16 protein-coding genes and 1 pseudogene are annotated in these 21,162 nt (G+C 71.4%); 8 read left to right on the top strand and 9 right to left on the bottom strand.

Going from position 1 to position 21,162, the window contains the following annotated elements; all coding sequences use genetic code 11:
- Positions 1-255: 255 nt before the first annotated feature.
- Positions 256-759, bottom strand: coding sequence for an RICIN domain-containing protein (locus I6A81_RS00175; protein WP_202999244.1), 504 nt, complete (start codon positions 757-759; stop codon positions 256-258).
- 461 nt (positions 760-1,220) lie between these two features.
- On the bottom strand, positions 1,221-2,513 hold the full coding sequence (locus I6A81_RS00180; protein WP_202999279.1) for an APC family permease: 1,293 nt from the start codon (positions 2,511-2,513) through the stop codon (positions 1,221-1,223).
- 494 nt (positions 2,514-3,007) lie between these two features.
- Between I6A81_RS00180 and I6A81_RS00185 the strand changes: the two genes are divergently transcribed.
- A complete protein-coding gene (locus tag I6A81_RS00185) occupies positions 3,008-3,472 on the top strand; it encodes a flavodoxin family protein (RefSeq protein WP_202999246.1) in 465 nt (154 codons plus the stop codon).
- 50 nt (positions 3,473-3,522) lie between these two features.
- Here I6A81_RS00185 and I6A81_RS00190 read toward each other — a convergent pair whose 3' ends face one another.
- On the bottom strand, positions 3,523-6,003 hold the full coding sequence (locus I6A81_RS00190; RefSeq protein WP_307874370.1) for a nuclease-related domain-containing DEAD/DEAH box helicase: 2,481 nt from the start codon (positions 6,001-6,003) through the stop codon (positions 3,523-3,525).
- 290 nt (positions 6,004-6,293) lie between these two features.
- Between I6A81_RS00190 and I6A81_RS00195 the strand changes: the two genes are divergently transcribed.
- Together I6A81_RS00195 and I6A81_RS00200 are read left to right on the top strand one after the other, a co-directional pair.
- Entirely contained in the window at positions 6,294-7,289 is a 996-nt protein-coding gene (locus I6A81_RS00195) for an Rpn family recombination-promoting nuclease/putative transposase (RefSeq protein ID WP_202999247.1), read from the top strand.
- A 57-nt stretch (positions 7,290-7,346) separates the two neighbouring features.
- Positions 7,347-7,508: pseudogene (locus I6A81_RS00200) on the top strand (flavodoxin); the annotation flags it as partial.
- A 193-nt stretch (positions 7,509-7,701) separates the two neighbouring features.
- Here the strand turns inward: I6A81_RS00200 and I6A81_RS00205 are convergent.
- The 4 genes from I6A81_RS00205 to I6A81_RS00220 all read right to left on the bottom strand — a co-directional run bounded on the left by I6A81_RS00205 (position 7,702) and on the right by I6A81_RS00220 (position 12,502).
- The gene (locus tag I6A81_RS00205) at positions 7,702-8,178 is read right to left on the bottom strand and encodes a ferritin family protein (RefSeq protein ID WP_202999248.1); all 477 of its coding nucleotides are present in this window, start codon (positions 8,176-8,178) and stop codon (positions 7,702-7,704) included.
- A gap of 455 nt (positions 8,179-8,633) precedes the next feature.
- On the bottom strand, positions 8,634-9,716 hold the full coding sequence (locus I6A81_RS45345) for a TerD family protein (protein WP_202999249.1): 1,083 nt from the start codon (positions 9,714-9,716) through the stop codon (positions 8,634-8,636).
- Between the two features lie 210 nt (positions 9,717-9,926).
- A complete protein-coding gene (locus I6A81_RS00215; protein WP_307874371.1) occupies positions 9,927-11,147 on the bottom strand; it encodes an amidohydrolase family protein in 1,221 nt (406 codons plus the stop codon).
- An 89-nt stretch (positions 11,148-11,236) separates the two neighbouring features.
- Positions 11,237-12,502: an MFS transporter gene (locus I6A81_RS00220; protein WP_307874372.1), complete on the bottom strand. Its 1,266-nt coding sequence runs from the start codon at positions 12,500-12,502 to the stop codon at positions 11,237-11,239.
- Positions 12,503-12,719: 217 nt separating this feature from the next.
- Here I6A81_RS00220 and I6A81_RS00225 point away from each other — a divergent pair, with 217 nt between their 5' ends.
- From I6A81_RS00225 to I6A81_RS00245, 5 genes are all read left to right on the top strand, one after another.
- Positions 12,720-13,460: a helix-turn-helix domain-containing protein gene (locus tag I6A81_RS00225; protein WP_202999251.1), complete on the top strand. Its 741-nt coding sequence runs from the start codon at positions 12,720-12,722 to the stop codon at positions 13,458-13,460.
- Positions 13,461-13,860: 400 nt separating this feature from the next.
- The gene (locus I6A81_RS00230; RefSeq protein ID WP_202999252.1) at positions 13,861-14,931 is read left to right on the top strand and encodes an LLM class flavin-dependent oxidoreductase; all 1,071 of its coding nucleotides are present in this window, start codon (positions 13,861-13,863) and stop codon (positions 14,929-14,931) included.
- 146 nt (positions 14,932-15,077) lie between these two features.
- Positions 15,078-16,073, top strand: a complete 996-nt coding sequence (locus I6A81_RS00235; protein ID WP_202999253.1) for an aldo/keto reductase — start codon at positions 15,078-15,080, stop codon at positions 16,071-16,073.
- Between the two features lie 187 nt (positions 16,074-16,260).
- On the top strand, positions 16,261-17,055 hold the full coding sequence (locus I6A81_RS00240) for an SDR family NAD(P)-dependent oxidoreductase (protein ID WP_202999255.1): 795 nt from the start codon (positions 16,261-16,263) through the stop codon (positions 17,053-17,055).
- Positions 17,052-18,122, top strand: a complete 1,071-nt coding sequence (locus I6A81_RS00245; RefSeq protein ID WP_202999257.1) for a phosphatidylethanolamine N-methyltransferase family domain-containing protein — start codon at positions 17,052-17,054, stop codon at positions 18,120-18,122. The genes I6A81_RS00240 and I6A81_RS00245 overlap by 4 nt, the downstream gene beginning before the upstream one ends.
- Positions 18,123-18,420: 298 nt before the next feature.
- On the opposite strand, the gene I6A81_RS00250 is transcribed toward I6A81_RS00245, so the two are convergent.
- Together I6A81_RS00250 and I6A81_RS00255 are read right to left on the bottom strand one after the other, a co-directional pair.
- Entirely contained in the window at positions 18,421-19,401 is a 981-nt protein-coding gene (locus tag I6A81_RS00250; RefSeq protein ID WP_202999259.1) for a zinc-dependent alcohol dehydrogenase family protein, read from the bottom strand.
- A 177-nt stretch (positions 19,402-19,578) separates the two neighbouring features.
- Positions 19,579-20,889 carry an MFS transporter gene (locus I6A81_RS00255; RefSeq protein ID WP_238428127.1) on the bottom strand — a complete coding sequence of 437 codons (1,311 nt, stop codon included), beginning with the start codon at positions 20,887-20,889 and terminating at the stop codon, positions 19,579-19,581.
- Positions 20,890-21,162: the final 273 nt, after the last annotated feature.

Consider the following 21,162-nt stretch of genomic DNA (forward strand, 5'->3'; position numbering starts at 1 on the left):
CCCCCGGGGGGGGGGGGCCCCCCCCCCCCCCCCCGGCCCCCCCCCAGGCGCCGGTCGGCGACGCGGCCCGCATCGGGGCCGGCAGGTCGACGGCCACGACCGCGGCTGCCGCCTTGCGTTCCCCCGATGTCGTTCGCGCCCGGCCCCGCCGCGACAGCGGACGGCGGGCGAGGTGCAGCCCGACGACGTCGGCGAGCTTCACCACGAACCGCGGAGGGAGCCAGGTGGACGGCAGGCGCACCGGTCCGAAACCGGTCAGTAGGTCTTCCACAACTGGTGCGCGCCGCTCACGCACGGCTGCTCGTACACGCGGGTGCCGGAGATCCCGGCGCACTTGTCGCTCTTGGCATTCTTCAGCTGGTTCCAGCTCGGGCTGGAACTGCTCCAGTACCAGAGCTGGGAGAGGTCGGAGGTCGGCTGACAGGCGCCCTGCACCAACGCTTTGTCGCCGGTCGTGGGGACACCCGTGACACCTAGGCACAGCTGGTTCACGGTCCTGTTTCGGAACTGCATCGCGATCACGGTAGTGCCCCCCTTGTTCAGCGGCACCAGATTGATCTTGTCCCAGTTCTGGGTGGGGGTGTTCACACAGGTGCCGACGGCCGCGGGGGACCCGGGGTAGATGCTGGAACCGTGAATGCCGAGGCAGATGTTGTTCCAGTTCTCGATGTGGACGGGCGCCGCCAGTGCCGGCGGCGCGAGCGCCACTCCGAGAACGGCGGCCGCCACTGCCACCGGCAAGAGCATAAGACGTCGCATTCTCATCTTCTTCCTCCTTGGTCGCGTAGTCAGCCCGCGCGGACCGACACCCGCCGGCGCGACGGAGAACCGCGACCCCGGGCGACCGCCCTGGTGAACCCAGCGCGGCGCCGCGGCCCCCGGCCGCGCTCGTCGAGGAAATGGCGGTGACCACGCCGCGGCGGCCCCCGAACGGGGGAGGCTTTCAGGCGGGTATCCGGAAGCGTCGCCAGATCGGTCCTCTCGGCGTCGTTCACGCTCTCCTGACGGCCCTGCCGGGCTGCGTCACCAGCATGCTCGGACCGCGAATGGCCCACCAGTGGGGAAAACCCCCGTCCGCGCCGACACGCCGCACGACAATGTCGCCATGGTCGGCACGCCGAAATGTCGAGGCGCCGCGTGAGCACCTCCGCGACACCTCCGCCCACCCGCCCGGCCGAGGGGAAAGGCCGGCCACGGCACCGGACGGCGCGCCAAGGCGGTTACGGCGAGGGCGGGCTGACGGCACCGTCGCGGAACCGGCCGCTGACGACCTTCTGGGTGAGGACGAGGACGGCGGCGAGCGCGAGCAGGCCGAGGGCGCGCAGGTAGACGGTGCCCTCGCGGTGGACCAGCGGGGTGGCCAGCGCCGCGCAGGACAGCGCGCCCAGCGCCGGAGCCCAGGTGGGCGCGCGGTAGGCGCCCGGCGGGGCGGGCTCGCGGCGCAGCACCAGCGCGCTGATGTTGACGACGAAGAAGACCAGCAGCAGGAGCAGGACGGTGGTGTCGGCAAGGCCGGCCAGCTGGCCGGTGCTGGCCAGCGCCACGGCCAGGGCCGTCACGAAGCCGATCGCCACCGCCGGGGTGCGTCGGTGCGGCAGCACCCGCGCGAAGACGGCCGGGATCGTGCCCTGGGCGGCCATGCCGTAGACGAGGCGGGAGGCCATCACCATGTTCATCAGGGCGGTGTTGGCGACCGCGGCCAGCGCGATCGCGGCGAACAGCTTCGACGGCACCGGCTCGCCCGCGGCCCGCACCACCTCCAGCAGCGGGGCGCTGGAGCCGGAGAGGATGGCGGGATCCACCAGCATCGCGCAGGTGAACGCGACGAACAGGTAGACCGTGCCGGCGATGAACATGCCGCCGAACAGCGCCCGTGGCAGGTCCCGGCGCGGTCGGCGGGCCTCCTCGACGAGGTTCACCGAGTTCTCGAAGCCGAGCATCGCGTAGAACGCGAGCGTCGTGCCGGCGAGCAGGGCAAGCGGCGCGGGCCCCTCGGTACGCAGCTCGAAGGCCCGTCCCGGTTCACCCGCTCCGGTGGCCAGCGCGTGCACGCCGATCCCGACGATCAGCAACAGGCCGGCGAGCTCGATCACGGTGAGCACGAGGTTCACCCGGGCCGACTCCTCGATCCCACGGGCGTTGAGGACCGCGGTCAGCAGGATGAACACGACCGCGACGACGATCATCGGGGCCGTTACGAACTCCGCCAGGTACTTGCCCCCGATCGCCCGCGCGGCGGTGGCGGTGGAGGTGATCCCGGCGGCCAGCACGGTGAAGCCGACCATGAAGGTGAGAAACGGGCGACGGAACGCCTCGCCGGCGTAGAGCGCCGCTCCGGCCGCCCGGGGGTACTTGCCGACAAGCTCGGCGTAGGCCGTCCCGGTGAGGAACGCCAGCGCGAAGGCGGTCAGGAACGGTGCCCAGATCATCCCGCCGACGTCGGCGGCGATCTGCCCGGTGAGCGCGTAGATCCCCGATCCGAGGACGTCACCGAGCACGAGGAACAACAGCATCCGCCCACTCAGCACGCGCGCCAGGGTGGGTTGCGCGGCGTGCGCCGTTCGCCCGGTCGCCGCCGTCTCGTCACCGGCGGTCCTGTCCCCGCGGGCTTGGCCGGCCGCCGTCGGCCGACACCGGTCGGTGGCCCGTTCCTCGCGCGGCTGCCCCTGAGCCGCGGGCTGGCCGCCGCCCGCCACGCCGCTGGGAGAGCCGGGCCGACGTCCCACGGCCGAATACTGACACCGTGCCCGCCAGCCCGCCTGCTGGAGCTTGCCCTGCCCGGGGGTGGTCACGATCGGGAACCCCGGGCCCGGCGTGGACGACGACGGCGCTTTGCCCGGGGCACCGCCTTGCCGCCGGCACGTCCCCGACCACTCGCGTCAGCGGCAAGAAAGGGACCATCGCCGCCCGGGTTGTGCGCGACGACCGGCTTCTCGAATGTGGACGCGCTGGGGTGTCGTGGCCGGTGGATTCGGGTGGCTTCGAGGTGTCGGGCCAAGGTCATAGCATGGCCGCGATGTCAACCCTCCTCGTCGTCCACCACACCCCCTCGCCGTCCATGCAGACGATGTTGGAGGCGGTGCTCGCCGGCGCGCGGGACGACGCGATCGAGGGGGTGGACGTCGTCGTCCGCCCGGCCTTGGCGGCCACTGCGGTTGATGTGCTTGCCGCCGACGGGTACCTGCTCGGAACGCCGGCGAACATCGGCTACATGTCCGGCGCGCTCAAGCACTTCTTCGACCAGATCTACTACCCGGTGCTCGAAGCGACCATCGGCCGACCGTACGCGCTCTACGTTCACGGTGGCAGCGACACGACCGGCGCGATCCGCGGGGTCGAGACCATCACGACCGGGCTCAGATGGAAGCGTCTGCGCGAGCCGCTGTCGGTCGTCGGCGGGGTGGACTCCGGGGCACGCGAGGACTGCTGGGATCTTGGAGCGACGGTCGCTGCCAGCCTGATGCCCCTGTGACCCGGGCGGTACCCAAGGTTGGCGCTACCAGCGTCGAACCCGGCAAGTGGCTATGAAGGTCGAAGTGGGGACCGTTCGTCGCTGGAAGTGGGGGCCAGTCGGTCAGGCGGATTGGGTCGTGTCGGTGGGATTGGGGACCGGGGTGGGCGGCCGTTCGGGCTGGTGCGGGCCCGGGTGTGGGCGAGGCGGTAGGACTGGTGCCGGTCTCGCGCGGAGTGGTCGGCCCCGGGTTCCTCGCGTATGCCGACCCACAGGCTGTCTCGCGCCCGCGTGATGGCCACGTACAACTGACGGCGCTCCAACTGGACGCGCTCGCTGAATGCTTCAGCGGACTCGGCGGGGCGGCGCGGTTCGGGAAAGCGATTGCGGTCCGGGACGCATACATGGCTGAAATCGAGGCTTTTGGCCCGGTGGAAGGTGCCGATCTTGACCGCCTCGCCGCCGCTCCCGTCATAGTCCCGCAGGGAGACCACGGGAATGCCGCGCCGCGCCAGCACCTGCGACCAGCGGGAGACGGCGGCGTTCGTCGGAACCAGGACCGCCATGTCGCGGTACCGAACCGACCGGGCAGCGTGCAGGGCGACGAGATGGTCGCCGAGCGCCTCCTCCTGGGCCGCGGCCGAGGCGACGGCGCATTCGTGGACGTCTCCGCCCGGCTGGTCGACGTCGACCGCGCGCCTGCCGCTCTCCTGGGCGCCGTCGAGGTCGTCGAAGCTGTCGTCCGCGACGACCGCCTGCGCGTATCGCACGATTCTCTCGCGGTTGCGGTAGTTGCGGGTGAGCACCGTGGAGCGGCCGACGACGGAGACGCCGGCCTCGGCCAGCGTGAAGCCGCCGGGGTAGATGGACTGCTGCCCGTCGCCGACGACGAGCAGGCCGTCCGGCCGGTCACCGACGAACGCGTGCAGCAGCCGCAGGCCGGCACAGGTCAGGTCCTGCACCTCGTCGACGATCACGGCGTCGTACCGCGCCCGCGCGTCCGCCCGCACCAGCTCGGCGGCGAGCAGCAGCACGTCGTCCCGGTCCAGGATCCCGCGTTCCGTTCGCAGCCGCTCGTACAGCTCGTACAGCTCCCAGACCGCGCGGCGGTGCCCCGCGGGCAGGGGAGTGCGACGGCCGATGCGCGCCAGCTTGGCGTACTGGTCGAACGTCGTGAGCCCGCGACCCTTGATGACGGTGCCGACCTCCTCCTTCCAGTACTGCGGCGCGAGGCCAAGCCCGGGTAGGACCGAGTTCTTCCCGACCTGCGCCCAGGCGCGCCAGAAGCACGTTTCAGCGGCATCCTGCTGGTGGCGCCGCTCGAGGCCGTGTTCGCGCAGGCAACGCGTGGCGACGGCGTGGACGGTGGCGAACTCCACTCGGTCGACCTGGTCGGGAGCCATTCTGGTCATCAGCTGGCGGTAGACCGGTCCGAGCGTGCGCACCAGCGAGGTGAACAGGACGCGGTCGCCGCGCGCGGCCAGGTACTTGGCGCGGTGCAGGGCGACCACCGTCTTGCCGGTGCCGGCGGCGCCCCGGATCCGGGCCGGGCCGGAGTAGCGGCGGCCTGGTAGCCGAGCCTGCGTCGGGTGTAGCCAGGTCATCCATGACTCGATCGGCTCCCGCGCGGCGGCGTCGAGGAGCTCCTGCCAGAGTTCCTCCCGGGACATCAGCGTGTCCTGCGCAGGCTGTGCTGGCTCGGCCTCGATCGTCGGCGTCCAGCCCCGCACCGGCGAGGGCGCGGGGTCTCGCCTCGACGAGACGCGCGTCGTCTCGCTCGGCGGCGGGACCGCGGGTGTAGCTGGCCGCGACGGGGTCGCCATCCGAGGGCGAACGGGCTGGTGCGCCGGGGCTTCCGCGCGCGGCATGGGTGGGCAGCCCTGCTCCAGGCGGCTCAGCAGGCGTTCCACGATCTCCGGCGCCAGGCGGGCACCGCGCGGGACGACCTCACGAACCAGGTCGTCCTCGCCGATCACGATCACCCGGTCGAGAAGCGCTCTGATGTTGCGCCGACCGGCCAGAACGAGCAGCGGGACCACCTCGGTCGGTGGCAGGCCCGCCTCGGCCAGCACCTCCTCCACCGCGACCGTCTGCCTGACCAGCTTGCCCAGGTCGTCGTCGGCGTCGGCGTCGCCCCGCCACAGCCGGCCGCCGTGGACGCTGGCCTCTCGCCAGTTCTTCACGTCGATGACGAAGACCCCGCCGGGCCCCACGAGAATCACGTCGATGTTCGCGTGGCGGCTGCCGGGCCACCGCCGGTCCGGGAGGACATGCCACCCCGCGTCGTCCATCCCGACCAGCACGCGAGTCACGTTCAGCTCGCCACGCCCGCCGGCCGCCCAGTTCTCGTGATGACGACGCAGCTGCTTCAGGAGGTCGTTGAGCTGCAGAATCTGGTGCTCGATTCCGTCGATCTCCAGGGCGAGCTGGGCTGCCTTGGCCAGGGCCGAAGGTCGCGGTAGGTAGTCGCCGTTTTCCGCCGTTGCCGGAATGGCTGACGTACGGCTGCCCGTTCCGGCGGGTCGGTTGACGCGCGATCCGGTCGCGGCCACGTCACCACCCCTCGCGTCGACTCGCCGAAATCATAATGCGGTGGGCCTGGTAAACCTGTGGTTTCCGCTTGCTGGACCAGTTCAACGTGCTAGGCCGACAGCCATACCGGCCGGCCGCGGCTCTTTCGTGGATATCGTTCGGGCGTTCGTTCGTGTGTTCGAATTCGAAAGTGGTGGCCGCCCGGCGGCCACGCCGTGGACTGGCGGCGCGCAAGCTCCGGCCTGAGCGGCGGGCGTCGGGTCGATGCGGCACCGTCCCGGTTGTCGGTGTTCGTCTGTACGGTGCCGCCATGTCGAGTCCGTCCACACCCCACGACGCGGTGTTCCGCCGGATCCTGGGGGCGCCGTCGAACGCGGCGTCGCAGCTGCGCGCGACGCTGCCGCCAGATCTCGTGGCCCGGCTCGACCTCGACCGGCTGACCCCGGTCTCCGGGAGCCTGGTCGATGCCACGCTGCGGTGGCGGCACACCGACCTGCTGTTCACCGCCCCGCTCGACGGCCGTGAGGCGTTCATCTACGTCCTCATCGAGCACCAGAGCAGCAACGATCCGCTCATGGCGTTCCGGATGCTGCGCTACGTCGTACGTGTCTGGGATCGTTTCCTGGGCGACCATCCCAAGGCGACCCGGTTGCCGGCGGTGATCCCGCTGGTCGTGCACCACAACGATCAGGCGTGGACCGCGCCGGACCAGGTGCTCGACCTGGTCGACCTGGATCCGGACCTCGCCGACGCCTGGCGGGAGTACCTGCCCTGCTTCCAGTTCCTCCTCGACGACCTGGTCCGCGTCGACGAGCGGGCACTGCGGGAACGGCCACTGACCTCATCGGCGCGGCTCACCCTGCTCCTCCTCAAGATCGCCCCGGGCAACCCCCGGCTGGCCAAGGACCTGTGGCCGTGGGTCGACGAGCTGCGCGCGGTCCTGGCAGGCCCTGACGGCAGGGAGGAGTTCACCGCTCTGCTGCGTTACATTGACCTGGTCGGGGAGGCGGACAGCCGTGACCAGCTGTATGACCTGATGGCCGCTCTTGGTCCTGAGGCGGAGGAGGCCTACATGACCATCGCGGAGATGCTCCGCGCGGAAGGCCGCGTCGAAGGCCGTGTCGAAGGCCGTGTCGAAGGCCGTGTCGAAGGCCGCGTCGAGACGTTGGTCCAGCTGCTAACCCTCAAGTTCGGGTCGCTTCCTGAGGCGGTGCTCACCACCGTGCGCAACGCCTCCGCCGATCAGCTCCAGACCTGGACCGCCCGCGTCCTGACCGCCGACACCCTCGATCAGCTCCTCGACTAACCAGCAGCCTCACCCCTGCTGATCGTCCACCACGCGCCGTCGCCGACGACGCGGGCGATGTTGGAGGCGGTGCTCGCCGGGGCATGGGACGGCGCGGTCGAAGGTGTGGACGTCGTCGTGAGGCCAGCGTTCGCTGCCACCGCCGTCGACGTGCTCGCCACCGATGGCTATCTGTATGGCACGCCAGCGAACATCGCCTTCGCGGCCGAGGGGCTCGAGTGTGGTGAGCCGTGGCCCGGCCTCCCGGAGTAGCCAACGCACGGCGAGGCGGCCGAGACCGCGGTTGACGAAGACATGTGGAAGGCCGTCAGGGTGGCCCGGCCGGTCAGGAGGCTAGGGTGCGTTCTAGTCTGCTTGCGACATGGACGGCGCCTTCGAGGTTGGTGTCCCGTAAGGCCCAGCCCGTCTGGCTCTAGGGCCGGATGCGAGAGGTGCCTTCGGTGGCCAGTCCCGCGTTGTCGAGGAACGCGGCCCAGCGGGCGCGCACGGCCGTGGAGATCTCGGTGGGGGTGCGTCCGCTGCCCGTGGCGAGTAGCCGGCCGCCGGCGTCGGCCATGGCGTCGCCCAGCGGGGCGAACTCGTCGAGGTAGCCCCGCAGCACCTCCCGGTTGGCCTCGTCTGAGAGCAGGAACCTGATCAGCGCGGCCGTCCACCGCTGGCTACGCTGGCCGTCGATCCGGGTCACCTTGTGCGCGCCCGCGGCCGTCGTCGCGGGCGTCGTCGCTGGACTGGCAGACAGACCGGCGGTGCCGGAAACCCTGGGCCGGGTAGCGGCCCACAGGACCTGCGGGTTCTCGCCGTCGCCGCCTCTGGGAGAGCGCCAAGCACCCGACCCGCGACCTGGTGAGGAGGCCCGCGGGCAGACCTCCCGCAGGACGACCTCGTACACCCGATGACGTTGCCGGCGGTCCGAGAGGTCATGGACCCGGCCGGGGTTGGACCAGTTGAGATGGATCGGCAGCCGTACCCGTGCCAGCGCCTGACGTATCGGCAGCCGAGGCAAGGCGGTCGGGCACGGAAAACAGTCGGCCACGCTCGCCGGCCATCCCTACGAACGAGGGCACGGGACGACGCCGAACCGGAAACCCGCGGTCTGACCGTATGTCTGTCCAGGCCTGTCGGGAGCGGAATGCGACCGCCGGAGCGAGCCTGATGCCTGCATGATCTGAACGAGCAGAGCGGATCAGGTGGGAAGGCTGGCCGTCTCCCTTCGCGTGACGATGCGCCGGGTATCGGTGGCCGCTGCGCGCGAGTTGCTGATATTTCCCTGACTGAGGGGCGTGCGTGCACGCTGCTGGCTGGGGATCGATATCCCGAGGGGCTAAGCGCGTCAGCCGCCGCGGGTCAGCTGTCCTGCACGTCAACGCCGTATGATTCGGCGAGACGGGCGAGGCCGTGGTCGTAGCCCTGCCCGACCGCGCGGAATCGCCAACGCCGATTCCGCTGGTAGATCTCAGCGAGCACCATGGTGCGTTCGGTTGTCCCCGCGTCAAGGGTGGCCCGCAGTACGGTGTCGCCGTCCGGAGCTGCCGCGGCGATCTCGATCGGGCCGACGTCACCGAACGTCCGGGCGCCGTCGAGAGCCGCCGCGACGACGATTCGGCTCACGTCCCCTGGAACCGCGGTGAGATCGATGACCACTGTCTGCTCGGCGGGCCCCTCGACCATGAGCCTGACAGCCTCGCCGGCACTCGGCTGGTTGTAGAAGACGAAGTCCTCGTCGCCAGCGACCTGCTCGTCCTCGCCGACGAGGAAGGCGACCAGGTCGACCTCGCCGACGTCCCACGACCAGGTGGCTGACACCGACCACCGGTCCCCGGCGCCAGCCACCGGGAGGTCCACTACCCCGCCTCGGGGGAGCAGCAGGCCGGCCCGCCTGGATGTGGCGCTGGACGGAAGATCGTCGGCCAGTCCCGACGGTCCGGCGTCGAACTGGCGGGTGAACTCGTCGGCGGAGACGACGGGCACGCCCAGCATCCGGATTCTTGGCATCCGGCGGTCCAGGCCCGCGCCATTCAGGCAGACCGCGAGCGCGAGGCTCGCCGTGACGTTGACAGCGGGAACCGCACCCAGAAAACCAATGCGTTCCCGCATCTTCGCCGCCTCGTCGTGCGGACCGCCGAGAACGAGTACGCGACGCCCGAGGATGCTGTGCGCGGCAGGGGCGGGCGCGGGCGTTGGGGGAGGAACCGGGGCCGGAACCGCGGCCGGAGTTGGTGGTGAGGCCGGCGCCACCGCGTCTTGCTCGGCGCACGGTCCGGTCGCCGGGCGGACGGCTGGTTCGGGCTTCGGCTCGTAGGCCAGCACCGGAACCGGCCCGGCTGTCGGCCCAGTCGCGGTCGATTCGTTCGCGGTGCGTTCGACGGCGATGGTGCCGCCGTCCCTGAGCCGGCCTGGCCGCACGTCGGCGAGCAGATTGTCGAACACCGCCGAGGCGGATCGAGGCGCCGTCGACCGTGGTGAGATGTTGCGCCGGAATAGTTTCACCCGTTGGTCCCGTTGGACGCCGGACGGTCAATGCGCAAGTCGTGATGGCGGCCCAGTGCCAGGTAGCCGGTGCCGCGCCGCACGATGATCGGGCCGCCCGCTACGGCGACACTGGAAGTCGGCCTGACGGACCGCCGGACCTGCCTTGGATCAGCCGCCGGGACGCTCGCCGAGCCGCGCCGCCAGACGAGGGAAGAGGCGCAGGGCGTTGTCCCGGTTGATGCGCTGTCGGGTGCGCCGGTCGAGGGACGGGTCGGTGTCCAGGGCGTTGGTGACGGCGGCGACCTCCTGGGCTGGACGGGCCGGCCAGTCGGTGCCGTAGAGGATGCGGGCCGGATCGGCGGCGGCCAGCAGCGTCGGGGTGGCGTACGGCGAGGCGGGCAGCGCCGTGTCGTAGTAGAAGCGTCGCAGCGCCCGGCGGACCGCGGCAGGGTCGGGGCCTTCGCCCTGCCGGCCAGCGGATTCCGCGCGGCCTGCCGCATAGGGCAGGAAGCCTCCGGCGTGGGAGAGGATGATCGACACGTCGGGGTAGCGGTCCAGGGTGCCGGAGGCGATGAGGTTCAGCGCCATCCGGGTGGTGTCGAGCAGGAAGTCACCGATGAAGTCCGGCACTCCGGGCACCTCGGTTCCGCCCTCCGGGAGGCCGCCGGGATGGGTGAAGACGACGGCGCGGCGGTGGTTCAGCTCGGCGAAGAGCGGGTCGAAGGCGGCGTCGCCGAGGTAACGGTCGCCGGTGGTCGTCATCAGGATCACGCCGTCCGCGCCGAGCGTGTCCAGCGCGTAGGCGACCTGCTGGATAGCCAGGTCGACGTGGAAGGTCGCGACGTTGGCGAAGAAGCCGAACCGGTTGGGGTGACTGGCGACGAGCCCGGCCAGCGACTCGTTACACACCCGGACGCCCTCCTGCGCCATCGCTCGATCGCGGAACGCCACAGCCGGCACCGGAGCGGAGGCGATGCCTGCCGCGACGCGGTTCTCCTCCATCGTCTCCAGGGTGCTCTCCAGGGTCCACTGCGCCCACGTCGGCCCGCCCTCCTTCGGCAACAGGCCGTTGTCGACGGCCCACCGCCGCATGGCATCGGGCACGGCGTGGTGGTGGGTGTCTATTCGACCGGCCGTCGGCCCACCCTTCGGAGCTGAGGCCGCCTCGGCGGGAGAGACGGCGAATCCGCCGGTAGTGGCGACGACACCCGCGCCGGCGACAGTCAGGGCATGGCGCCGGGTCAATCCCTTGTCATTCACAGGCTGTTCCCCTCGTTGGTGCGCGACGGGATCCAGCCTCGTTGGCCGGGCACCCCTGGAACATCCGGGAAGCCATATGACCGTGGTTTGGTTAACCCCACCTATGGAGAGGTCGCCAACCCTACCCACGGCGGGCGAAAAGACGGACTGACAAACGGCGGACTGACAACGGTTAGATGGTGCGTCGGGTTTCTCGTCGCGAACCTACGAGGACGTGCTTAGCCCGGTTCGCCCGCCCGGCTCGCATCGTCGCCAGGTACCGGTATCGGCCTGATCTCGGGCAGGAAAGCGGCCAGGAGAAGACCCGGCAGCGGGACGAGGCAGAGGACCGAGAACACCGCGGCGATTCCCCATGTGTCGGCGATCGCTCCTAGACCCGGTGCGGCGAGACCTCCCATGCTGACAGCCAGCCCCAGGGTGACACCGGCGGCGGTTCCTGGTCGGGTCGGCAGGTAGTCCTGACCCAGCTTGACGAGCACCGAGAACGGAATGCTGATGGCCACTCCGGCGGCCATTGCGGCCAGTAGAGCGGTTCCCGGCCCGGGCGCGACGCGCAGCGCGACCAGCGCCGGGATCGCCAGCGCGGTGCCGGCCTGGACCGTGCGCACGGTACCGGCGCGGTCGGCTATCCGCCCGCCGGCCAGCGTGCCGGCGACCCCGCCGATCAGGAAGCATGCCAGCGCCGCACCGGCCGCGGTGTGACCCGCGTGCAGGTGGCGGAGCCAGTACAGCTCGATGAACGTGATCACGCCGAAGAAGAGCACCGATCGCACGATCTCGACCGCGGTGAGAAGGAGGAAAGGGCTCCAGAGATCCTGGCCGCCTGCCGTGGCGGCCGCCGCCACCTTCGCGGCCGCCTCCTGCCGCCTGTGGGCCCGTAGCAGCATGAAGCCGACGAGCACCGCGGGCGGGATGAACAGCGCCGTGGCGGCTAGGCCCAGCGTGGCCAGCGCCGGGGTGGCCAGGACGGGCGCCAGGAAGAATCCGACGCTGCCACCAGCGGCGAAGACGCTCATCGCCGCGGTGCTGTCGCCCGCGTCGATCCGCGCCGCCCGCCCGGCCGCGGGGTGGAACATCGCCACGCCGATCCCGGAAAGCAGCACCAGCGACCAGGTCAGGGCGTAGCCGGGCACGAGCCCGGCGAGCCCGACGCCGAGCCCGGCGAGGACCACGCCGACCGCGGCCAGCGGGCCGACCCGCCGGCGGTCGACGAGCAGGCCGATCACCGGCTGCGGCAGCGCGCTGCCCAGAGTCGCGGCCAGCGTCAACCCGGAGGCGGCGACGTAGCCGTAGTTCCGCTCGAGGACGAAGTACGGCACGCTCGCCGGCACCAGGCCCTGATAAAGATCGTCTACGGCGTGGGCCGCGGCCCACATCCGCATCCGCCGCCAGGGAGCCGCCGGCGCCGCCCGGAGGCCGAGCCCGGGGGTGGCCGCGGCCGGAGCGGCGAGCGCCGCCGCCCGCGGGCCGTCGACGGCGGTCACGCCAGGCGTCCCGTCGCCTCGACCACCGGCGGTGGCCCGGCGACGATCGGCGCCCCGTGTCCGCTCACAGCCGTGACGAGAACGCGGCCGTCAGGGGCGGCAATCCGGTGCGGCACGGTCATGGCGGTCTCCCTGACGTCGGTCCTTCGAAGGCTGGACCGCCAGCATGGGCGTCGACGCGGACGGCGGGCCACCGCCAGGCCGTAGAGTTCTGTCGATGAACCGCCATCTCCTGGCCGGGTCCGAGCTGCGGCGGTTGACGGACCGGGAGCGGATCGACTGGCATCACCACACCGACCACCAGCTCATCTATCCGGGCACCGGGGTCCTGCGCGTGGTGACCCAGGTCGGTTCGTGGGTGGTGCCGCCGTTGCGGGCCGTGTGGCTGCCGGCCGGTGTGGCCCACGCGCACCAGGCGCACGGCCCCACCCACATGCACGCACTGACCTTCCCGGCCGGGGACGATCCGTTCGGTTCCCCCGACCCGACCGTGATAGCCGTGCCCGCCCTGCTGCGGGAGATCATTCGGGCGCTCACCACGACGAGCCTGGCCGCGGCCGACCGCCGCGACCTGACCGCCGTCCTGCTGCGCTCGCTGCGGCCGGTGCCCGAGCTGCGCCTTTGCCTGCCCCAGCCGCGCGACGACCGCCTCGTCGCTCTCACGGCGGCGCTGGCCGCCGACCCAGCCGATCCGCGGACCCTGGCCGAGTTCGGCGTCACCGTCGGGGCGAGCGAACGTACCTTGAGCCGCCTGTTCCGCGACCAGACCGGGATGACCTTCCCGCAGTGGCGGGCCCAGCTCCGGCTGCACCATGGACTTACCCTGCTCGCCGCGGGCGAGCCGGTCGCCGCCGTCGCATTCGCCTGCGGCTACAGCAATCCGAGCGCCTTCACCGCCGCGTTCCGGGATGCCTTCGGCGTCACGCCCGCCCGCTACGCCCGCGAGGCGCGGCCGTGAACCATCCCGGAAGGTCCTGCTTCACCGCGAGGCCAGGGTGATCCGCGCCCGCGGCCCTCGTCGTCGGCGCGCTACGCACATACTGTTACCGTCCGGCGCCCGACGACGGGTGGACTGTGGCTTCGTGCCGCCATGGCCGGCAAGTCAGATCGGTAACGAGACATGACATCGCGGCGAACGCGGGCGGCGGGTCATGACCTGTGGGGCATTCGGTCATGATCCCAGATGCTGTGGTGGCGAAAAACGCCTTGTCCAGCACCACGGCCCATGACCCGGTTCCAGGACCGGACGACAGGAGAGCCGTGCCCCGACGGGCGGCCGGCGCCACCCGCGCGCCGCGACCGCGCGCCCGAATTACCACTAAGTTGGTGAACATGGGTGGCGCTGTCGAGGCAACACGGTGAGCGGACCGGAGATCTTCTGGTACATCCCCAACGAGGTGCGGCCGGGTCACCGTGGCGATGACGCGGCAGCGGGCCACAACAGCCTCGACATGCTGACCGCTCAGGCTCTCGCGGTCGAGAGGCACGGATGGCGGGGAGCCCTGCTCGGTACCGGCTGGGGCCGCCCGGACACCCTGACGGTCGCGACGGCCCTGACCGCCAGGACGACCAGCTTCGAACCGCTCGTCGCGATCCGTCCCGGCTACTGGACACCAGCCCACTTCGCCTCGGCCGCCGCCACCCTCGACCATCTCTCGGGCGGCCGGGTGCGGGTGAACATCGTGTCCGGCCAGGACAGCTTCGCGGCCTACGGCGCCAGCGAGGTGGACCAGGTCGGGCGCTACGCCCGCACCGGGGAGTTCATCCGGCTGGTCCGAAGGCTCTGGACGGAGGAGAACGTCACCCACGACGGGGACTACTTCCAGGTGGCCGACTCGACGGTGAGTCCCAGGGTCCAGGCGCGCCCGGGCCGCCCGCACCCGAAGCTGTACTTCGGCGGGGCGTCCGCGGCCGCGGAGCGGGTGTCGGCCGCCCAGGCGGATGTCCAGCTGTTCTGGGGTGAGCCCCTCGACGACGTCGAGGAACGCATCGCGCGCCTGCGGGCGTTGAGCGAGAAGCTGGGGCGCGGGCTTCCCCCGCTGGAGTTCGGGCTGCGTGTCACGACGTTCGTCCGGGACACCACCGAGCAGGCCTGGGCCGACGCCGAGGCGAAGGTCGCCGAGCTGGCGGCCCGCCGGGACCGCCCCGGCCGCGACGGTCACGCGGCCTCGGCCGGCCAGCGGCGGCTGCACGGCCTTCGGGCACGTGGCGAGGTCCTGGACGACAACCTCTACACCACACCAGGCAAGGTCGGCGGCGCGGGTGCCGACACCACCTGGCTGGTGGGCTCGGCCGTGGAGGTCGCGAAGTCGCTGCGCAGGTACCGCGACCTGGGGGTCACTCACTTCATCCTGTCCGACACGCCGTATCTGCCGGAGAGCGAGCGCCAGGGGCGCCAGTTGCTGCCGCTGCTCTGCGCGCCCGAGTGACATCCCCAGCCGGTCGGGTCAGGCCGGGAGCTTCCGGCCGTCGTGGGCTTGACCAGGAGCGCGCTCGAAGTTGGAGACTGGGCCTGTACTGCGCCCGCCTGAGCGCGGCGCCGGCTGATCCCTCACCGGAGAGGACTCCGTCCAGCATGCAGTTCACCCACCTCGGCCGTTCCGGTCTGTCCGTCTCGCGGCTGTGCCTGGGCACGATGAACTTCGGCCCCCTGACCAGCGAGACCGACTCCCACAAGATCATGGATTCGGCGCACGAGTACGGCATCAACTTCTTCGACACGGCCAACGTCTATGGCCTGCGCTCGGCCGGCGTGTCAGGCCTGGGTGACGGCGTGGGCTACACCGAGTCGATCATCGGTCGCTGGTTCGCGCAGGGCGGCGGGCGCCGTGAGCGCACGGTGCTGGCCACCAAGGTCTACGGCGCCATGGGGGAGTGGCCCAACGAGGGCAAGCTGTCGGCGCTCAACATCCGCCGCGCCCTGGACGCGAGCCTGACCCGCCTGCAGACCGACTACATCGACCTCTACCAGTTCCACCACGTCGACCGCGCCACCCCGTGGGACGAGATCTGGCAGGCCATCGACGTCGCCGTCACGGCCGGCAAGATTCTCTACGTCGGCAGCAGCAACTTCGCGGGCTGGCACATCGCCCAGGCGCAGGCGGCCGCGGCGGGGCGCGGGACGTTCGGCCTGGTCAGTGAGCAGCCGATCTACAACCTCCTCACCCGCGAGGTCGAGCTGGAGGTGCTGCCCGCCGCCCAGCACTATGGCGTGGGCCTTCTCCCGTGGTCGCCGCTGCAGAGCGGGCTGCTCGGCGGTGTGCTGCGCAAGGAGCGCGAGAGCAAGCGGCGCCTGGAAGGCCGGGCCGCGAAGACCCTGGAGGCCAAGCGCCCCCAGATCGAGGCCTACGAGGACTTCGCCGCCGAGCTTGGTCACGAGCCCGGTGACGTCGCGCTCGCCTGGCTGCTACACCAGCCGGCCGTCACCGCGCCGATCGTCGGCCCGCGTATCCAGCAGCACCTTGACGACGCCGTGCGGGCGCTCGATGTCCACCTGGACGAGAAGGCGCTTGCCCGGCTGGACGAGATCTTCCCGGGCTACCGGACGGCCCCGGAGCACTTCGCCTGGTAGCGACGACCCCTTTCCGGGTCGTCGCGCCGTTTCGAGGCGATCCCGGCGCGCAACTCCAGCGGAGTGATTGCCGACAGGTGGGCATCCAAAGGGGACAACGCCCCAGCAAGCCTGTTTGGTGCGCTGCGTTGTTAGGCCCGCGGGACGCTCTGGGCAAGGCGGGACGCTCTGGATAAGGTGCGGCTATATGGCCGCGTTACGCACTCACCAGCCACAAGGGCCGTGGGCTGTCGTCGCTGGAGCGTCCGAGGGCCTCGGCGCTGCCTGGGCCGAGGCCCTCGCCCGGCGCGGCCTGGACATCCTGGCCGTCGGGCGCCGTCCCGAGCCGCTCGAGGAGACGGCGCGGCGCCTGGCCGCCAAGCACGAGGTCGAGGTGCGCACGCTGGCCGCCGACCTCGCCGAGCCGGACTTCGCGGACCGCCTCGCCGCGGCCGGCAGCGGGCTCGAGATCGGCACCGCCGTCTACAACGCGGCGTTCTCCTTCACGGGCCTCCTGCTGGACCATCCGCCGCGGGACGCCCAGCGCCTCGTCGATGTCAACGTCCGCGGCCCGCTGGCCCTCATCCACCAGCTCGTTCCCACGATGATCGAGCGCGGCCGCGGCACGCTCGTCCTGATGTCCTCGCAGGCCGGCAACCAGGGCGGCCCGGGCCTTGCCGCCTACGCTGCCAGCAAGGCCTTCACCACCTCCCTGGCCGAGAGCCTGCATGCCGAGCTGCGCCCCGTCGGCGTCGATGTCCTCGCCTGTGTGGCCGGCGCCGTGCGCACGCCCGGCTACGCCGCGACCGTCGGGCGTGACGCGCCAGGCACCCTCGATCCCGATCAGGTCGTCGAGGCCGCCCTCGCGGGCCTGGGCCGCAAGGCGCTTGTGACCCCGGGCTGCGCGAACAAGGCCGCCGCGTTCGTCATGCGCCGTCTGCTGCCGCGCGCCACCGCCACCGCCATCATGGGCCGCGCGGTGAAGGGCTTCGACGCGCCGTGATCCTTGGCTTCTTTCTTCCGTGGATCATCTTCGGCGCCATCCTGGCCCTGCACGTCGCCCTCCCCGCCCGCTGGATCGACGGCTATGTGCGTGACGATCGCGACCGACCGCTGCGCTACCGGCTCAACGGCCTTCTGGTCCTCGCGGCCGCCGTCGGGATCGCCGTGCTGCTCGTCGCCGTCGACGCGGCGCCGGCCGACCTGTTGTGGCAGCACCGCTGGGCCGGCCTCGCCGGCGCGTGCGTCTTCGGCCTGCTGTTCACCGCCGCCTTCGTTCTGCCCGCCCCGCCGACCGGCAGGCCGCTGCTTGCCGACCTGTATCTCGGCCGCCGCGAGAACCCGCGCTGGCGCGACGGCACGGTCGACGCGAAGATGTGGCTCTACCTGGTGGGCGCGGTACTGCTGGAGCTGAACGTACTGTCGTTCGCCGCCCACCAGTATCTCGCGCTCGGTCATCTCAGCGCCGCCGTCGCGCTCTCGGCCGGGCTGCTGATCTACTTCGTGGTGGACTACCTCACCTTCGAGCACGTCCACCTCTACACCTACGACCTGTTCGCCGAGCGCGTGGGCTTCAAGCTCGGCTGGGGCTGTCTGGTCTTCTACCCGTACTTCTACTGCGTGGGCCTCTGGGCGCGGGCCGACGAGCCCGACCCGCACGCGCCGGCCTGGCTGCTGGTCCTCGCCGGCGTCGTCTTCGCCGCCGGCTGGACGCTCGCGCGCGGGGCGAACATGCAGAAGTTCCTCTTCAAACGCGATCCCACGGCCCGCGCCTTCGGCCTGCTCGAGCCGCGCCCGATCAGTGACGGTGAGCGCACGCTGCTCTGCGGCGGCTTCTGGGGCGCCGCCCGCCACATCAACTATCTCGGCGAGATCCTCATGGCCGTCGGCATCACCCTCGCCCTCGGCGCGCCCGGCGACCCCGTGCCCTGGCTGTACCCCCTCTACTACGTCGGCCTGCTCGTGCCGCGCCAGATCGACGACGACCGCCGCTGCGCGGCCAAGTACGGCGCGCTCTGGGACGAGTACCGCGCTCGCGTGCGCTGGCGGATCGTCCCTGGGATCTACTGAGCGTCACCGCCAGCCGTGCCGTCCCCGCGGTCGCGGCACTGCGCGGGCACGCATCCCGCGCGTGGCCGAGGACGTCCGTCACAGCCCGCCGCGGCCTGAGACCAGGGTGCCGCCAGGTCAGAGGGCAGAGCGAGGAGGTTAGCGGAGATCAAGGGCGCCGGCACGTTACGTAGCCGCGCGGCGTACCCGACTCCTCGCTACTTCTGCTGACGAACGCGCCATGGATGGCGATCGATGCTGACGCTTCTGATCGCCCCGTACCCGCGTCCGCGGTCACGAGGGAGGGCGATGCCGACGGTCAGACGGTGACGACGATCTTTCCGATCTGGTTTCCCAGCTCGAGGTGCCGGTGCGCCTCGACGATGTCGTCGAGGCTGAACACGGTGTCGATGGTCGGGCGCAGCGCGCCGATGCGCAGACCGGCGCCCAGGAACGCCGCCATGCGGCGGACGACCGCGGGATCGAGGGTGTGTTCGAAGCTCATGTACCGATAGATCGTCAGCGGCGCGTTCATGGGCATCGACGCGGGTCGTGGGTCGAGCCAGCCGACGGTGATCAGAGTGCCGCCGAAGCGGGCCGCGGTGGCGAGCTCGGCGAGGCCGGGTCCCATGACGGCGTCGAGGATGATGTCGGCGCCGGCCCCACCCGTGTGGTCGCGGGTGGCCGCGACGACGTCGTCCTGGTCGGTGGCGAAGACGGCCGCGGCGCCCGCGGCCAGCAGGGCGTCCTTCTTCGCGGCGTGGCGGGTGACCGCGAGCGGAATGCCGCCGATCTGGTTGACGACCTGGATGGCGGCCAGGCCGACCGCGCTGGAAGCCGCGGTGATCAGGACCTGGTCGCCGGCCCGTGCGCCGGCCTTCTCGACGAGCGCGCCGTACGCGGTCGAGTAGGCCACCCACAGCGCCGCGGCGCTCGGGGCGTCCACTCCGGCGGGCCGGGGGAGGACCGCGCTGGACGGTACGACGGTGAACTCGGCGTACGTGCCGTTGACGTCCATGTCCGGCACGGCGGTGATGACCACCGGGTCACCGACGCTGACTTTCTCGACGCCCGCGCCGATCGCGTCGACGACGCCGGTGCCCTCGCATCCAATGCGCGCACGCGGCAGCCGGATGGGCCGGGGGTAGGCACCCGCGCGCATCATCTGCTCGATGCGGTTGATGCCGATCGCCTCGATCCTGACCCGCACCTGTCCGGCGGCGGGCTCGGACACCGGCTCGTCGACGATGTGCAGCACGTCGGGCGCGCCGGTCTCGTCAAAGACGACGACTCTGGGCATGGCGGACTCCTTCGGAGCGCGAGAGAGGAGACGTCGTGACTGGCGCGGTCCAGTCGGACTCCCGAAAAACGGGACGACGTCCCGCTTGACGATACGGGACGATGTCCCGCTTAGCAACGTGGGGGTGAGGGAGTCCGGTAAGCGCTGGTGAACCAGTCGCCGAGCCCGCGCCGCGCCTCAGGCGAGCGGGCGCTCGCTGCGCGCGCCGTGGCGGGTCGCCGGTTTGGGGAGGTGGCGCGGGTCCGAACCGGCTGTGGCCGGTTCGAGGTCACTGGCGGGCGGAGGGCTCGAGCGACGGGGCAGCAGCAGCGGGCTGGCGAGGATGAGCAGTCCCGCGGCCGTGATCGCCGTGCGTGGACTGGTGGCGTCGGCGAGCAGCCCGCCGAGCGCGCTGAGGATGGCGATCGCGGCGCTGCTGCTGATGGACCAGGCAGACAGGGTGCGGGCGAGGCGGTCCTTGGGGGTGTGCTCGAGTCGGTAGGTGGCGAGTACCGGGTTGTACAGGCTCATGCTGATGATGATCGCGAGCTCGACGGCTATCACGGTCGCGAGGCCGGTGGCCCCAGGACGGACGAAGGCGAGGCCGATCAGCCAGACCGCGCGCAGCGTGCCGACGGTGCGCAGGATCCGGTGAGGGCCGTACCGGGCCACGACACGGCTGGCAAGGCGTGAACCGATGAGCCCGCCGACGCAGGGGGCGGCGAAGGCGAGGCCATACTGCCAGGGCGGGAACCCGAGCTCGCGAAGCAGCAACACGGCCAACAGGGGCTCGGTGGCCATGATGAGCCCACCGACGAGCAGGTTGTTGAGATAGAGCGCTCGCAGGCCGGGGTGGGTCAGAATGTGCCGCCAGCCGTCGAGCAGCTCGCCGGCCCGGAGCCGGTTCCCGTCGGTTTCTCGCGGGCGCTCTTCTCCGCCACGGACGGCGATGATCCCCAACGCGGAGAGCAGGTAGCTGAGAGCGTCGGCCACCACGGTGGTGACCGGCCCGAACTGGGCGACCGCCGCCCCACCCAGCGGCGGCCCGACCGCGATGGAGCTCCACGTCGTCGACTCGAACCGCGCGTTCGCCACCAGCAGGTCATCCGGCCGGACGAGGGACTTGAGGTAGGCACCGCTGGCCGCGCCGAAGGTGATCTTCGCGGTCGCGACCAGGGCGGAGACGGCGAGCAACTGGACGAAACCGAGCCGGCCGAGGGCATAGGCGACCGGGATCGTCATCAGGGCCGCGAACCGGGCCAGATCCATCGCGATCATCACCGGCCGCTTGCGATGGAACTCCACCCACGGCCCGAGCGGCACCGCGATCAGCGCGCCGACCGCCGGTCCCACCGCGGACAGCGCGGACACCTGGGCGGGGCCGGCGTGCAGCACCAGCACCGCGATCAGCGGGAGCGCGCCGAACCCGAGCCCAGAGCCATAGGCGCTGACGGCGTACGCGGCCCACAGCCATCCGAACCGCCGGCCCAGGGACCGTCTGGCCACCAGCCTTCACGCCTTCCGCTTCCGACAGCCCGCCGTTGACCGCCTGGATCCAGGCAAACGGATCCATACGGGAGGTCCAGTGTGCTCGGGACCCTCGATCGCGGTGGGTCGCTGTAGCCGGCCGGGCCGGGGCCCGTGGCGTCGTCGCCGCGGCCCGGGCCGGGCCCCCCCCCCCCGGCGCCCCCCCCCCGCCCCCCCCCACGACGGTTTCGCGGCAGTTGGGGTCTGAGAACAACGCCAGGAATTTTGTTCGGCGGCGCCTCAACGTCATGTCGT

The organism is Frankia nepalensis (assembly GCF_016786325.1).
Classification (GTDB): domain Bacteria; phylum Actinomycetota; class Actinomycetes; order Frankiales; family Frankiaceae; genus Pseudofrankia; species Pseudofrankia nepalensis.

Bases quoted from the DNA above. Each gene is read 5' to 3' on its own strand.
- I6A81_RS00235 (WP_202999253.1), top strand. From the start codon at position 15,078: ATGCAGTTCACCCACCTCGGCCGTTCCGGTCTGTCCGTCTCGCGGCTG.
- I6A81_RS00185 (WP_202999246.1), top strand. From the start codon at position 3,008: ATGGCCGCGATGTCAACCCTCCTCGTCGTCCACCACACCCCCTCGCCG.
- I6A81_RS00180 (WP_202999279.1), bottom strand. From the start codon at position 2,513: ATGCTGTTGTTCCTCGTGCTCGGTGACGTCCTCGGATCGGGGATCTAC.
- I6A81_RS00175 (WP_202999244.1), bottom strand. From the start codon at position 759: ATGCGACGTCTTATGCTCTTGCCGGTGGCAGTGGCGGCCGCCGTTCTC.
- I6A81_RS00195 (WP_202999247.1), top strand. From the start codon at position 6,294: ATGTCGAGTCCGTCCACACCCCACGACGCGGTGTTCCGCCGGATCCTG.
- I6A81_RS00240 (WP_202999255.1), top strand. From the start codon at position 16,261: ATGGCCGCGTTACGCACTCACCAGCCACAAGGGCCGTGGGCTGTCGTC.
- I6A81_RS00250 (WP_202999259.1), bottom strand. From the start codon at position 19,401: ATGCCCAGAGTCGTCGTCTTTGACGAGACCGGCGCGCCCGACGTGCTG.
- I6A81_RS00225 (WP_202999251.1), top strand. From the start codon at position 12,720: ATGAACCGCCATCTCCTGGCCGGGTCCGAGCTGCGGCGGTTGACGGAC.